At 45.8% G+C, this 14,761-nt stretch carries 16 protein-coding genes and 1 pseudogene; 14 read left to right on the forward strand and 3 right to left on the reverse strand.

Features of this window, described 5'->3' with window-relative positions; all coding sequences use genetic code 11:
• Positions 1 to 222 precede the first annotated feature (222 nt).
• The 11 genes from DW083_RS19460 to rplT all read left to right on the forward strand — a co-directional run bounded on the left by DW083_RS19460 (position 223) and on the right by rplT (position 7,042).
• Positions 223 to 432 (forward strand): hypothetical protein, encoded by a 210-nt coding sequence (locus DW083_RS19460; RefSeq protein ID WP_199659199.1) that lies wholly within the window; start codon positions 223 to 225, stop codon positions 430 to 432.
• Between the two features lie 61 nt (positions 433 to 493).
• Positions 494 to 979 carry a hypothetical protein gene (locus DW083_RS19465; RefSeq protein ID WP_122333547.1) on the forward strand — a complete coding sequence of 162 codons (486 nt, stop codon included), beginning with the start codon at positions 494 to 496 and terminating at the stop codon, positions 977 to 979.
• A gap of 116 nt (positions 980 to 1,095) precedes the next feature.
• Entirely contained in the window at positions 1,096 to 1,254 is a 159-nt protein-coding gene (locus tag DW083_RS22325) for a hypothetical protein (protein ID WP_167451715.1), read from the forward strand.
• 8 nt (positions 1,255 to 1,262) lie between these two features.
• Entirely contained in the window at positions 1,263 to 1,775 is a 513-nt protein-coding gene (locus DW083_RS19470; RefSeq protein WP_115500812.1) for a GNAT family N-acetyltransferase, read from the forward strand.
• Positions 1,776 to 2,100: 325 nt separating this feature from the next.
• Positions 2,101 to 2,547 carry an HU family DNA-binding protein gene (locus tag DW083_RS19475; protein ID WP_115500811.1) on the forward strand — a complete coding sequence of 149 codons (447 nt, stop codon included), beginning with the start codon at positions 2,101 to 2,103 and terminating at the stop codon, positions 2,545 to 2,547.
• Positions 2,548 to 2,595: 48 nt separating this feature from the next.
• Entirely contained in the window at positions 2,596 to 2,793 is a 198-nt protein-coding gene (locus DW083_RS19480; RefSeq protein WP_115500810.1) for a hypothetical protein, read from the forward strand.
• Positions 2,794 to 2,813: 20 nt separating this feature from the next.
• Positions 2,814 to 3,659, forward strand: coding sequence for a D-Ala-D-Ala carboxypeptidase family metallohydrolase (locus DW083_RS19485; protein ID WP_122333559.1), 846 nt, complete (start codon positions 2,814 to 2,816; stop codon positions 3,657 to 3,659).
• A 61-nt stretch (positions 3,660 to 3,720) separates the two neighbouring features.
• Entirely contained in the window at positions 3,721 to 5,676 is a 1,956-nt protein-coding gene (thrS, locus tag DW083_RS19490) for a threonine--tRNA ligase (RefSeq protein ID WP_115500808.1), read from the forward strand.
• A gap of 34 nt (positions 5,677 to 5,710) precedes the next feature.
• A complete protein-coding gene (gene infC / locus DW083_RS19495; protein WP_115500807.1) occupies positions 5,711 to 6,337 on the forward strand; it encodes a translation initiation factor IF-3 in 627 nt (208 codons plus the stop codon).
• 56 nt (positions 6,338 to 6,393) lie between these two features.
• Positions 6,394 to 6,591 (forward strand): 50S ribosomal protein L35, encoded by a 198-nt coding sequence (gene rpmI, locus DW083_RS19500; RefSeq protein WP_115500806.1) that lies wholly within the window; start codon positions 6,394 to 6,396, stop codon positions 6,589 to 6,591.
• Positions 6,592 to 6,697: 106 nt separating this feature from the next.
• Positions 6,698 to 7,042 carry a 50S ribosomal protein L20 gene (rplT, locus tag DW083_RS19505; RefSeq protein ID WP_005635321.1) on the forward strand — a complete coding sequence of 115 codons (345 nt, stop codon included), beginning with the start codon at positions 6,698 to 6,700 and terminating at the stop codon, positions 7,040 to 7,042.
• Positions 7,043 to 7,391: 349 nt separating this feature from the next.
• Here the strand turns inward: rplT and DW083_RS19515 are convergent, their stop codons facing one another.
• Positions 7,392 to 7,718 carry a helix-turn-helix domain-containing protein gene (locus tag DW083_RS19515; RefSeq protein WP_199659200.1) on the reverse strand — a complete coding sequence of 109 codons (327 nt, stop codon included), beginning with the start codon at positions 7,716 to 7,718 and terminating at the stop codon, positions 7,392 to 7,394.
• Between the two features lie 5 nt (positions 7,719 to 7,723).
• Entirely contained in the window at positions 7,724 to 8,068 is a 345-nt protein-coding gene (locus DW083_RS19520) for a type II toxin-antitoxin system RelE/ParE family toxin (RefSeq protein WP_115500803.1), read from the reverse strand.
• Between the two features lie 138 nt (positions 8,069 to 8,206).
• Between DW083_RS19520 and DW083_RS19525 the strand changes: the two genes are divergently transcribed.
• Both DW083_RS19525 and DW083_RS19530 read left to right on the forward strand, forming a co-directional pair.
• Positions 8,207 to 10,381 carry a family 20 glycosylhydrolase gene (locus tag DW083_RS19525; RefSeq protein ID WP_122333548.1) on the forward strand — a complete coding sequence of 725 codons (2,175 nt, stop codon included), beginning with the start codon at positions 8,207 to 8,209 and terminating at the stop codon, positions 10,379 to 10,381.
• A 21-nt stretch (positions 10,382 to 10,402) separates the two neighbouring features.
• Positions 10,403 to 12,645, forward strand: a pseudogene (locus DW083_RS19530) (GH92 family glycosyl hydrolase).
• A gap of 15 nt (positions 12,646 to 12,660) precedes the next feature.
• Here the strand turns inward: DW083_RS19530 and DW083_RS19535 are convergent.
• Positions 12,661 to 13,494 (reverse strand): helix-turn-helix domain-containing protein, encoded by an 834-nt coding sequence (locus tag DW083_RS19535; protein WP_122333549.1) that lies wholly within the window; start codon positions 13,492 to 13,494, stop codon positions 12,661 to 12,663.
• A gap of 145 nt (positions 13,495 to 13,639) precedes the next feature.
• On the opposite strand from DW083_RS19535, the gene DW083_RS19540 reads away from it, so the two are divergent.
• Entirely contained in the window at positions 13,640 to 14,755 is a 1,116-nt protein-coding gene (locus DW083_RS19540; protein ID WP_122333550.1) for an efflux RND transporter periplasmic adaptor subunit, read from the forward strand.
• Positions 14,756 to 14,761 lie beyond the last annotated feature (6 nt).

The raw sequence follows: 14,761 nt of genomic DNA on the forward strand, positions 1-14,761 counted from the left end.
TCGACTTTTATCGTTCTAAACAGCCTTTTTGGGGCTATCTCACTTTTCAAAAAACAACGTGGCTGCGTATTGATCTGATTGGAGAATAAGTCTTTTTCACACAGTCTCTGAAGCAGACGGCAAAAGAGAGCCTATGGCACGAGGTAAACCTCGTTTGATACACCGATAAATCATCATTTATCATTTCAAAACAATATCAAAATAATCAGCACTAAATATCGCATGGATAGATACGGAGAAAAACACATCTTGTCGGTTTCGATGGTTTTGCCGGAAGACCATTATATGGTGGAAATTGTCTTCCCCGGCGCACTGGCCACCAGCTACGGAATCTGTCTTCCTGCCGTTCAGGAAATGAAAGCTGCGGCCGGAATCGTAATAGAAGAACTGCGTTTGACGGAGCGTTTCTTTCAACCACTGCGAAAGCTATAACCGATCTGTCCGGTGGCTTTTCGGGCGCAGAGGGAAAATCAGAATCTTCTGCGCCCGTTCTATGTATCAAGACTTAAAAGAGTTATTTGGGAAGGAAATCCCTTCGGTCAAGAAGTTTAACCTTAAATTGAGTACGTTACCTGTCGAAAAGCATCCCTACTATTACAAGGCGGCCTACGACGCCGCTTTTACGGAGTGGGACACGCTTGCAAAAAGTTACCGTACATTTCTCACAAACCTGTTGTTGCACGACAAGCAACGGACCGTCGACTACCTGCGCCGGCACACGGTGTTCGGCTCGCTGGTCTACATCCTCCGCGAACCCGTCTTACTTCGGCGGCTGCTCTCGCTATCGGAAGGGAAAGGCAACGGCGGCGTCCCGTCGTACAGGCATCTGTCTTTCTGCCTGCTCCTCGCTTTCGACTTCCCCGAAACAGTAGATTACCTGAGCGACAAACTGCGCAAAGACTCCGCCACAACCGACGACCTCTGCGACTTGATGGACCTGGTTCGTTTGGATAATGAGCCGGGATGTCTGAATCTATGAATTATAAAATGATGATTTAAAGGTGGAGACTGAACGACTTTGAAGTGATTGTGTTGGAGATAAAAGATAAATAGCTTACCTTTGCGAACAGTATTAAATAGAAAGGAGAAAGCAATATGGCAAGACCGATTAAAGAAACCCCGATACTGTTTGGTGAAGATGCTAAGCGGTTTCTGGAATCCATGCAGGATGTTAAGCCTGCTTCCCAACAGGAAAAGCAGCGAATTAAGGCTGCTTATGAGAAATTGAAGAAAATAGCAACGTTTATGATGTGACTTCCTTGATGAGACTGATTAAGATTGAAGACACAGAGATTATAAAACCATTCAATTGCGGAGACGATGATTTGAATGGTTTTTTGTTGGAAGATGCCCGTTTTTATCAAGAGCAGTTGATAGCCAACACTTTTATATGGGAAGACGATGAGGAAACGATCGCTTTCTTCAGTTTGCTTAATGATAAAATATCCCAGACAACTATGGATAAGAATCTTTGGAGAAAACTTCGTAAAGCATTTCCGCACCAAAAGCATTTGGGAAGTTATCCTGCTGTTAAAATTGGTAGATTAGGCGTAGCGGCTTCCCATCGTGGTGAAGGTATTGGTACTGACATTGTTTCAGCTGTCAAGCAAATGCTCATCAACCATCAGTCTGTATCAGCAACCCGTTTTCTAACAGTGGATGCTTATCATTCGGCTGTATCTTTTTATGAGAAAAATGGTTTCCGACCTCTTGTGAATGAATCTTGTGAAGATACTTTCCCTATGTATTTTGACCTTATACAACTTATTAAGTAGTTTCTTTCCTCATAAAGAAGCGATAACTTCTTGTCTTTTCCATTTTATCAAGGCATTAAATAGATATTATTTTCAAAAAGTCAAGGCTGAACGGACTTCCTTGCGGCCGCACACGTTGTATAAAGTTAAATAAGCGGCAAATCCTTTTACTATAATAGAATGAGACTTCTCCTGTAGATCGCTTACAGGGGGGCTTAAATGGTTGGTACTCTGTGCTGACTCGGGTAGGTGTGTGTTGCTATTACGGGGAAAGCTGGGTTTTGGAGGGCTTTATCTTTGCATTGTGATCAAAAACAAATTATTAATCATTTAAAATTTAAAGATTATGGCTCTTAAGTACAAATTGGTTCAGAGAAGAAATTTAGGTGTTGATCAGGAAGATATTCCTGAAAAGTTGTATGCGCAAATGATCAGTGGGGACCTGGTTACGTTTGAAGATTTTATCGATGAGGTCGGGGACAGTACGGTTGCCGGTAGTGCCGGTGTGAAAGCTGTACTGGATCGTGTAAATGTGGTTCTGGCCCGTCATTTGCGTAATGGGCGTCGTGTGAGTGTGGGTGAATTGGGTACTTTCCGTTTGAATTTCGGATCAACGGGAGTTGTGGGTGCCGGTGATTTCAGTACGGGACTGATCCGCGAACCTCGTGTCCGTTTCCTTCCCGGAAGGGCTTTGCGCACCATGAAAAGCCTTACGAGTTTCGAACGGATTACGCCGGAAACAGATGATTCCGGTACGGTGAACAAGCCGGAGGACAGACCGGGAATTCTTTAGAGGTGAAAGTTGAAAGTTTGAAGATTCATAATTCAAAATTCATAATTCATGAAGAGGTTGACGGTTCAGTTGACAATGGCAATCCTGCTCACTATGAGCGGGATTGTTTTGCTCTTTTGCGGGTTTTGGATTGATCCGCGGGGGATGGTCGATAGCAGCGTGTTGGTGGCTTTCGGGGAGATCTGCACGTTTGCGGGGGCGCTGTTTGGGGTGGACTACTCTTATAAATTGAGAATTAAAAATTGAAAATTAAAAAAAGAGAGGATATGGAGGAGCATTTTACGTTGGAGGAGATGAGTTATAGCCGGGTTGCGGTGGAGAATGGGATTGACAACAGGCCGGCAGAGGAGGCTTGCGAGGCGTTGAAGTATTTGGCTACTGCTTTACTGGAGCCGCTTCGCCGATTGTATGGCGGGCCGATCGTGGTGACAAGCGGTTATCGTTGTAAAGAGGTGAACCGGTTGGTCGGAGGAGTGCCGGACAGCCAGCATACGAAAGGGGAGGCGGCGGATTGTTATGTGCCGGATGTGGCAAAGCTTTTAGCTCTTCTACGGTGGTCGGGGTTGGAGTTTGACCAGGCGATTCATTACCGGAAACGGAATTTCCTGCATTTGTCGCTGAAGCGTTCCGGGGCAAACCGGATGCAGGTGATTTTGCGGCTTTTGGTGTTGACGTTTTTATTGTCGGGCTGTGGAGGAAGCCGGAAAAGTCAGCGCCGGGAGAATACCATCCGTATCGATTCTGTCCGGTTTTCATCGCGTGGGACCGAGGTGTGTCAACGGGATATCCATTTGGTCGATACGGCAGTCTGGAATATACGCCGGGTTGTCTACACCGCGCCGGACAGTGCCGGCAAGCAGTACCCGCAGACAGTCACTACCTTGCAGGTGGACCACCGGCGACAGCTTATCGATACCGGCAAAGTGGTGGTGCAAAAGCAGCATGATTATGCGGGTCGGCAGGTTGGGATGACTGCTGTTCGGGCGGAATCCCGCCGGACGATCCGTTCGCCCGGTTACTTTGTATGTGGAGGGATTCTGTTGTTTGTCCTGGGCGTCTTTCTTTATAAAAGGTTGCGGAGCAGAAACTTTTTTCCTAAAAGTTCTGTTTAACAAAAAAAGAATACTAAATTTGCATCCTGATTAATTTTTAGGAATTTATAGTGAACAGATTATGATAAAGATTACATTTCCGGATAATTCCGTAAAAGAATACGCCGAAGGAACGACTGCTATGCAGATTGCGGAAAGCATCAGTTCCCGTCTGGCACAGGAAGTTCTGGCAGCAAGCGTGAATGGTGAGATTTGGGACCTGAGCCGTCCGATCAACCAAGATGCGGCTATCAAGCTTTTCAAGTGGGAAGACGAAGAAGGTAAGCATGCATTCTGGCACTCGAGTGCCCACCTGATGGCTGAAGCTTTGCAGGAATTGTATCCCGGCATCAAGTTCGGTATCGGACCGGCTATCGAGAATGGATTCTACTATGACGTGGATCCGGGTGACGCTGTTATCAAAGAAGGAGATTTTCCTGCTATCGAAGCTAAAATGTTGGAATTGGTGGCTAAGAAAGAGGAGATCAAACGTCAGGATATATCTAAAGCTGACGCGCTGAAAATGTTTGGTGACAGAGGTGAAGAATATAAAACCGAGCTTATCAGTGAGTTGGAAGACGGTAAGATCACGACCTATACGCAGGGTTCGTTTACAGATCTCTGCCGCGGTCCGCACTTGCCGAATACCTCTTACCTGAAAGCTGTTAAGATAATGAGCGTAGCCGGTGCATACTGGCGTGGCGACGAAAAACGCAAACAGCTGGTTCGTCTTTACGGTATCACCTTCCCGAAGAAGAAGATGCTGGACGAATACCTGGTATTGATGGAAGAAGCCAAGAAACGCGACCATCGTAAGATCGGTAAGGAGCTGGAATTGTTTACATTCTCGACAGCAGTGGGAGCAGGTCTTCCGTTGTGGTTGCCACGCGGTACGCAGTTGCGTTTGAAACTGGAAGATTTCCTGAAACGTATCCAAAAGAAATATGGTTACCAGCAGGTAATGACTCCGCATATCGGAGGCAAACAACTGTATGTGACTTCCGGTCACTATGCCAAATACGGAAAAGACTCATTCCAGCCGATCCACACTCCGCAGGAAGGTGAAGAATTCTTGTTGAAACCGATGAACTGCCCTCACCATTGTGAGATATTCAAGGCATTCCCGCGTTCGTATAAGGATCTGCCTTTACGTTTTGCCGAGTTCGGTACCGTATATCGTTATGAACAAAGCGGTGAGTTGCACGGTCTGACAAGGGTACGTGGCTTTACGCAGGATGATGCGCACCTGTTCTGCCGTCCCGACCAGTTGAAAGATGAATTCCTGAAGGTAATGGATATTATCTTTATCATCTTCAAGGCATTGGATTTTGAAAACTTTGAAGCACAGATTTCCCTGCGCGACAAGGTGAACCGGGATAAATATATCGGTTCGGAAGAAAACTGGGAGAAGGCTGAAAGCGCTATTATCGAGGCTTGCCAGGAAAAAGGCCTGAAAGCTAAGATCGAATATGGCGAAGCTGCTTTCTATGGTCCTAAGCTGGACTTTATGGTGAAAGATGCCATCGGCCGCCGTTGGCAGTTGGGTACGATCCAGGTGGACTATAACCTGCCGGAACGTTTCGAATTGGAATATACGGGTGAAGACAATAAAAAACACCGTCCTGTTATGATCCACCGTGCACCGTTCGGTTCTATGGAGCGTTTCGTTGCCGTATTGATCGAGCATACAGGTGGTAAGTTCCCGTTGTGGCTGACTCCGGACCAGGTGTCTATCCTGCCGATCAGTGAAAAGTTCAACGACTATGCCTACGAAGTAAAACGTCAGCTCGAAGCAGAAGAATTGAGTGTGCTGGTAGACGACCGTAATGAAAAGATCGGACGTAAAATCCGCGATACAGAGTTGAAACGTATCCCTTACATGCTCATTGTTGGAGAGAAAGAAGCAGAAAATAATGAAGTTTCTGTAAGAAAACAGGGCGAAGGTGATAAAGGTTCGATGAAAATTGCTACCTTTGCAGCGCTTTTGAAAAGTGAAATAGAGGAACAAATGAATCACTGGAAGAAAGATAACGATTAAAATAACTAATAACGAGGAGAATAAATCTTTTTGAATGAAGAATGACAGTCTGAAAGAACAGTATAGAATTAACGAACGTATTCGTGTTCGTGAAGTTCGTTTAGTAGGTGATAACGTAGAACAGGGAGTTTATCCTACTTCTCAGGCATTAAAAATTGCCGAAGATCAAGGGCTCGATCTGGTTGAAATTTCACCGAATGCTGCGCCCCCCGTTTGTAGAGTGATTGATTATCAAAAATTCCTCTATCAACAGAAGAAAAGACAAAAGGAACAGAAGGCTAAATCTGTTAAAGTGGTCGTGAAGGAAATTCGTTTCGGACCTCAGACAGATGATCACGATTACAACTTTAAGTTGAAACATGCGAAGGGGTTCCTTGAAGAAGGATCAAAAGTGAAAGCTTATGTGTTCTTTAAAGGACGTTCCATTCTTTTCAAAGAGCAAGGAGAAGTTTTGTTGCTTCGTTTTGCCAACGACTTGGAAGAATACGGTAAGGTAGAACAGTTGCCGGTATTGGAAGGTAAACGTATGATTATCATGCTGACACCTAAGAAAGCGGCTGCCGGAGCTGCGCCAGCCGCACCTAAACCCGCTATATCGAAGCCGGTTATAAAGAAGGTGATTGTAACTCCCAAGCCAAAGACTGAAGAGTCTGAAGAATAAAGAAAGAAACCACCCGATAGAGGGTGTAAAGTTTAATAATTAAAACATATTGGAAAATGCCTAAGATGAAGACTAATTCCGGTGCCAAAAAAAGATTCGCTCTTACCGGAACAGGTAAAATCAAAAGAAAACACGCTTTTAAAAGTCACATTCTGACAAAGAAGACTACAAAGCAGAAGAGAAATCTTACTCACACAGGTTTAGTAGACCGTGTAGACGTAAGCAACGTTAAGCAGTTGCTTGGTTTGAAGTAATCTTTATTAATTAAGCGAGTTTTACAAGATTTTTATTAACCGAATGTATTTAGCAAACAAGATCATCCGAAAGTGATGACGCTAACATTCAAAACAGATTAGTATTATGCCTAGATCAGTAAATCATGTTGCTTCAAGAGCAAAAAGAAAACGGATTTTAAAACTTACCCGTGGTTATTATGGTGCACGTAAGAACGTGTGGACCGTTGCTAAGAACACTTGGGAAAAAGGTTTGACGTATGCATTCCGTGATCGTCGTAACAAAAAACGTAACTTCCGCGCATTGTGGATTCAGCGTATCAACGCTGCTGCCCGTTTGGAAGGTATGTCTTACTCTCGTCTGATGGGAGCTTTGCACGCAGCAGGAATCGAAATCAACCGTAAGGTGCTTGCCGACCTGGCAATGAACCACCCGGAAGCTTTCAAAGCAATCGTTGCTAAAGTTAAGTAATTGATACTATACAGCAATAGGAAAAGAGCTCCGTTCGGGGCTCTTTTTTTTGTGTTAAAAAGTTTGGCGGTCTCATTTTGATTACATATCTTTGTGATAAGAAAAATGAGTTAGCCGCACATGTTCGATTGGGAAACTCATCAGTTTATTTTAATTCCGAGACACAGCTCTTGTCGTTGATGGCGGGCCGCACCCTTCGGGGCATGCTTAGCACGGCGGATTACAAAGATGGCAAAGCACTCAAATCCTGTCATACGGAGTTTGTTCATATCTACGGTGCGGCTATCTTCTCATAAAGAGAGGCTTTTCCTTCGGGGAAAGCCTCTTCTTATTTGATATATCCTGCTCTTTACAGGATTGTTACACTCACTCGTTTTCCTAATCCCTGGAATATCTTATATAGAGTCGATAACTGTATATCGCATTTGCCATTTTCCAGGCGTGAGATATAGCTTTTCTTCGTCCCTATTTTGTCGGCAAGTTGCTGTTGGGTAAGGCCGGCTTTGCGGCGTTCTTCTTTGAGACGTTCGGCGAGAATGAATGCTTCGGTTTCTTCTTCGAATTGACTGCGTTCAGGTGTTCCCTTCACTCCATATTCGATATCCAACAATTCGTCAAAAGTTTGACATTGCATTAATTGTTCTTTCTTTTTCTTACTTAAATATATATCTTTCATTTCTTTTATTTTTTTTGTTCGTTAAAATATTCATCCATAATTCGTTTTGCTTGTCTTATTTCCTTTTGCGGAGTCTTTTGGGTCTTTTTCTGGAATCCGTTAAAAAGGATGACGAGTTTATTTTTATTCAGGCAGCAAAAGATACGATAGATATTGCTTTTGTATTCAATTCGTATTTCATATAACCCCTTGATGCCTGTCAAATGTTTGAAATATTTTTCCGGTATAACATTTTCTGTTCGTATTAGCTCTAATACATAGTTGACTTTTGTTCTTACATCTAAAGGTAATAATTTATAAAACTCAATGTAATAGGTCTTATAAATTTCAATAGTGCGTTTATATTCCATAGCTAAGATTATTTGTTTGTCAATGCAAAGTTAACTAATTAATTTACTTTTACAACTAATCTGCTGAAAAAAAGGACTTGTCCGTTTTTTCTTTGTATATTTACACACCAAGAATTAAACACACTAAACTAAGTTTTTATGTTACTGCCAAAACAGTCTCGCAAATGTGTAACCGGGCTGGCTATTGCCTGTTCGTTACTATTAATTTCCTGCGCTCCAAAGGAGGCTCAGCAGGTGAATCTTATTCCCAAACCGGCACAGATGTTGATGACCGGAGGTGCTTTTCAAATCGATAGTGTCGCTTTGTTCGGTGAGCGATCTTTTCAAGGAGTAAATATCGTAATCGATAATGCCTGGTCGGGCAGTCCGGAGGGATACCAGTTGGATGTCACGGCAAAAGGGATCGATCTGCGGGCCGGTACTGAGAATGGTTTGTTCTATGGTTTGCAAACATTGCGTCAATTATATGTAAATGGATATATTCCTTGTGTTTCGATCATCGACAATCCCCGTTTTAAATATAGAGGGTTACATCTGGATGTCTCCCGGCATTTCTTTCCGAAAGAGGAGGTGATGAAGTTGCTGGATGTCATGTCTTCCTATAAGTTGAATACACTGCATATGCACCTGACGGATGCCGGAGGATGGCGTATACAAATGGACAAATATCCGAAACTGACTACCGAAACGGCTTTTCGTACCGAGTCGGATTGGCGGAAATGGTGGGATGGACATGACCGTAAGTACCTGCCGGAAGGAACTCCCGGTGCATATGGCGGTTATTATACGAAAGAGGATATCCGGGAGATTGTGGAGCATGCAGCATCCAAACATATTAATATAATCCCGGAAATAGAATTCCCCGGGCATTCGGAAGAGGTGCTGATGGCCTATCCTGAATTGAGTTGTTCCGGTAAACCATACCAGAACGGTGATTTTTGTATCGGTAACGACAAGTCGTTCACTTTTATGGAAGACGTACTGACAGAAGTGATGGAGCTTTTCCCTTCCGAGTATATTCATATCGGAGGGGATGAAGCTGGTAAATCGGCTTGGAAAACCTGTCCGAAGTGCCAGGCGTTGATGAAGAAAAACGGGATGGAGAGCGTTGATGAACTCCAAAGTTATATGATCCACCGGGCGGAAGAGTTTCTGAACTCGAAAGGCCGTAAACTGATCGGCTGGGATGAAATTCTGGAAGGCGGTTTGGCTCCCGATGCGACTGTCATGTCCTGGCGAGGGGAGGATGGAGGCATCAAATCGGTCCGGATGGGGCATGATGTCGTGATGACGCCCGGTAATTATATGTATTTTGATTTTTACCAGGCCGATCCGAAGACACAGCCGTATGCGATTGGCGGTTATACGCCGGTTAAGAAAGTGTATAGTTATAATCCTGTCCCGGTCGATTCGCTGACTGCAGAGGAAAGCAAGCATATTCTCGGAGTACAGGCCAATACCTGGACGGAATATATCCAGACACCGGAACATTTGGAATACATGATGTTTCCGCGTGCCCTTGCCGTGGCGGAAATAGGCTGGACACCACAGAATCTACGGACATGGGATGATTTCAAACCGCGAATGAATGCGCATATCCCGAAATTGCAGGCAATGGATATCAATACGTTTACACTTTCGGACGAACTGGAAGTGACCATGCGTGTCGACACGGTCGGCAAGCGGATCGAAGTCATATTGGATGCCGAGAAATATCCGGCTGAAGTACGTTATACAACTGACGGCTCTGTTCCGACTGCCTCGTCGGCTTTATATACCGGTTCGATTGTCGTGACCGATTCGGCTTATATCAAAGCTGCTATTTTCCGGGATGGTATCTTGCAGGGAACGCCTACGGAAAAGAAGGTCGATTACCACCGTGGAATCAATAAACCTATACATTATAATAGTAAGTTGTACAAAGGCTATATGGCCGGAGGCATGAATGCCTTGTTGGATGGCTATCGTGGCGGATTGACCTACCTGGACGGACGTTGGCAGGGGTATCTGAATGATCTGGATTGTGTGATCGATATGGAAAAGGTGACGGATATCCATAAAGTGTCTACCCGATTCATGCAGTTGACCGGTCCGGGCGTCTTCCAGCCGGGGCAGGTGGAGTTGTTAACATCGGAAGATGGCGAAAACTTTACCTCTCAGGGAATTGTTCCAACAACAATCCCGGCGGACGATCCGAACCTGCTGTTCCAGGAATATACATTTAATGGAAACTGGAAAGCCCGCTATATCCGCTTGAAGGCAACGGAGGTGAACAAAGGATTTATTTTTACGGATGAGATTGTAGTTTGGTAATAATTAAAAAGAGATAGACAAATGAGAAAACAGTTGATGACCTTCCTGTTATGCTGTGGTGCACTGATTGTATCCGCACAGCAACCGGCAGATTATGTGAACCCGTTTATCGGAACGAGTAACTATGGCACGACTAATCCCGGTGCCATCTGTCCGCAGGGGATGATGAGTGTCACCCCATTCAATGTGATGGGCTCGAAAAGTAATAAATTCGATAAGGACAGCCAGTGGTGGTCTACCCCTTATTCGGCCGACAATAATTTCTTTACCGGTTACGCGCATGTCAACCTGAGCGGAGTAGGCTGTCCCGAACTGGGAAGCCTTTTGCTGATGCCGACAGCGGGCGAGTTGAAAGTGGATTACCATGAGTATGGAAGCGGATATAAGGATGAAGTGGCTCATCCCGGCTACTATAGTAACCTCCTGACTAAATATAATATCAAGACGGAAGCAACCGCTTCTATGCGTACCGGACTAACCCGTTTCACTTTCCCGAAAGGACAGGGGAACATCCTGTTGAACCTGGGTGAAGGGCTGACGAATGAAACCGGAGCGACTGTCCGCATGGTCAGCGATACGGAGATAGAAGGCAGCAAACTGCTCGGTACTTTCTGTTATAATCCGCAAGCCGTTTTCCCGATCTACTTCGTGATGAAGGTTAGTAAAGCCCCTAAACAGGCAGGTTATTGGAAGAAACAGCGTGAGATGAAAGGTGTGGAGGCTGATTGGGATATCTATTCCGGCAAATATAAATTGTACACTAAGTATAACCGTGAGATGAGCGGCGACGACATTGGCGTTTGGTTCACATACGACACAGATGAAAATGAGGTGATCGAAGTGAAAATGGGCGTTTCCTTTGTCAGCATCGAGAATGCACGCCTGAACATGAATACCGAACAGCCGGATTTCAACTTCGACAAGGTGCGTGCGGCGGCCGGTCAGATGTGGAACGACGATCTGTCACGTGTGCAGGTTGAGGGCGGGACACAGGATGACAAGACTATCTTCTATACCGCGATGTACCACTTGCTGATCCATCCGAATATCATCCAGGATGTGAACGGCGAATATCCGATGATGGAAAGCCTGAAGGTGGGTCATACGACCGGAAACCGTTATACGGTCTTCTCTCTCTGGGATACGTACCGGAATGTCAGTACCCTGATGACCTTGCTCTATCCGGAAAAGCAGCTCGATATTATCCGTACGATGATCGATATGTATAAGGAAAGCGGTTGGCTTCCGAAATGGGAACTCTACGGACGCGAGACGCTGACAATGGAAGGCGACCCGTCCATCCCTTATATTGTGGATGCCTATATGCGCGGCTTGCGCGATTATGATATCGAGACGGCTTACGAAGGTATGCGCAAAGGCGCTACTACGCCCGGAGAATTCAACCTGCTTCGCCCGGACAACAACGACTATATGAGCAAGGGATATGTCCCGTTGCGCGAGCAGTATGACAATTCCGTTTCCCACGCTCTGGAATATTATATTGCCGATTGGAACCTCTCCTTGTTAGCGAATGCGTTGGGTAAGAAAGAAGACGCCAAGTTGTTCCGCGAACGTGCGATGGGGTATAAACATTATTACAGCAAAGAATACGGCACGCTCCGTCCGATCCTTCCCGACGGTACGTTCTATTCGCCTTTCGATCCGAAACAGGGAGAAAATTTCGAGCCGAGCCCCGGTTTTCATGAAGGGAACGCCTGGAACTATACGTTCTATGTGCTCATGATATCATGGGATTAGCTAAATTGATGGGTGGCCGGAAGAAGTTTGTGGACCGCTTGCAGATTGTCTTCGACAAAGGCTATTACGATATGGCGAACGAACCGGATATTGCCTATCCGTACCTGTTCAGCTATTTCAAGGGAGAAGCCTGGCGCACGCAGAAGCTCGTCCGCGAACTGTTGGGTAAGTATTACCACAACGCACCGAACGGCCTTCCCGGCAATGACGATACAGGCACGATGTCGACCTGGGCTATCTTTTCGATGATGGGCTTCTATCCGGCCTGTCCCGGCGATCTGGATTATGTGCTGACTTCGCCGACTTTCAATAAGGTGACGATCCGTTTAGACAAAAAATTTTATCCGAAAGGAGAGTTAGTGATCGAATCTGCTCATCAGACTCCGGAAGATATCTATATTAAGGAAGTGACCGCCGGCGGAAAGAAGCTGAAAGGTTATACCATCTCACAACAGGAGTTGGTGAATGCCGGAACACTGCGGTTTACACTGGATAGCAAGAAGTAATCCTCAGAACTCAACCTATCCCAAAGCCCGCCTGTAGTTTAACGGAGACGTCCCGGTGTGTTTCTTGAAATAACGCCCGAAGAACGACTGATCCGGAAACTGCAGGCGGTTTGCTATTTCCTGGATACTCAGATCGGTGGATTCCAGCATTACTTTTATTTCCAGGATGACATGCATATCGATGATGTGTTTGGCCGTTTTGCCTGTCACTTCCTGTACGATAGCAGAAAGGTAGCGGGACGTGATAAATAGTTCGTTTGCATAAAAGCCAACCTCGCGCTGGGTGGTGCAATGTTTGTGGACCAATGCGATGAAACGTTTGAAAAGCTGGTCTTTGCGGTCGGTACCTTCAATCTGTTTGCGGGTGAACCATCGGTGCGTCTTTTCATATACACTCAAAAGAAAACATTGGAGATGATTCCGGATAATGATATCCCGGAAGCGGTGTTCGCGGTCCAGATAGATCGCCTCGGTGGCAATCATCAGGCCGTTAATGGCCTCGATGCAGTCATCCGGAAACGTAAAAGAGGGATTTTCTTTCAGGAAATGGAAGAAGGAAGGTTCCAGATGGATGGTAATCTCTCGCAATAATTGTTCCGAGAAGTAACAATAAGAAACTTCGAAGTCGGCGCTCGATTCTGTCAGGCGCAGAATAGTGCCCGGCTGAATGATGACCTGCGTATTTTTGACTATATCGTATTCTTTCAGGTCAATATTCAAGTGTGCATGTCCTTTCCGGCAAAAGAATATGCCGGGATCACTTAATTTTATCAGGCGATTATGAAATTCCTCCATTCGACCAGTCCTGGCTACGAACGGTTCACTTTCCGTTGTTCTAAATATACGCATACTTGTTCCTATTTTGACGTAAAAGTACGGATAGTATCTGACTTTTTGTGCCTAATGTTCCGATTTTGAACAATCGAGGCTAATAAATGAACTGATTTGTCGCACGATTCCGGTCTACCTTTGCTGCCGAATTAAAGATTGGACAATGACAATGATGAACAAAACAAGTATGCGACTGATCCTGATTATCAGTTGTGCAACATTAGCGGTGTCGTGCAAGCAGGCACCCGCAGTACAAACAGAAGCAGAATATGCAGTCCTGAAGGTACAGCCTTCGGACAAGGTGATCTCCACTTCTTATTCAGCGACGATTCGCGGACGTCAAGACATCGATATCTATCCTCAGGTATCCGGTTTTATCACTAAGTTATGCGTAGAAGAAGGGCAGACCGTCCGTCGCGGACAGGTCCTTTTCGTGATCGACCAGGTGCCCTACCAGGCAGCCTTACAGACAGCGGAAGCAAACGTCGAGGCCGCAACCGCTTCCCTGGCAACAGCGAAACTGACCTACGACAGTAAAAAAGAACTACGGGCCCGGAACGTCGTTTCCGACTTCGACTTGAAAACAGCCGAGAACGCCTGGCTGAGCGCAAAGGCCCAGTTGGCCCAGATGAAGGCTCAGGAGCTGAGCGCCCGCAATAATCTTTCTTATACGGAAGTAAAAAGCCCGTGTGACGGCGTAGTCGGAACGCTGCCTTACCGTGTCGGTGCATTGGTCAGTGCCAACCTGCCGCAACCGCTGACAACCGTTTCCGACAACTCGGATATGTATGTCTATTTCTCGATGACGGAGAACCAACTACTGGCACTGACACGCCAATACGGGTCGAAAGCCGAGGCATTGAAAGATATGCCGGCAGTAGAATTGCAACTCAACGACAAATCTGTTTATAGCGAAAGAGGAAAGATCGAGACCATCAGTGGCGTCGTCGACCGCAGCACCGGAACTGCCAGCCTCCGCGCCGTTTTTCCGAACGGGAGCGGTTTGCTGTATAGCGGGACATCCGGCAACGTCATCCTTCCGGTTGCCAAGACGGGAACACTGGTAATCCCGCAGGTTACGACCTTTGAGATACAGGATAAAGTTTACGTGTATAAGGTCGTGGACGGAAAAGCCACCTCGGCTCCGGTCAGCGTCACCCGTGTGAACGGCGGACAGGAATACATCGTTGATGAAGGATTAAGCGAAGGAGACATCATTGTTGCGGAAGGCGTAGGCCTCTTGCGCGAAGGTACTCCCATTAAAGTAAAACAAAACTAAGGTAAG

Source organism: Parabacteroides sp. AF48-14 (assembly GCF_003477465.1).
In the GTDB taxonomy this organism is placed as follows: Bacteria; Bacteroidota; Bacteroidia; order Bacteroidales; family Tannerellaceae; genus Parabacteroides; species Parabacteroides acidifaciens.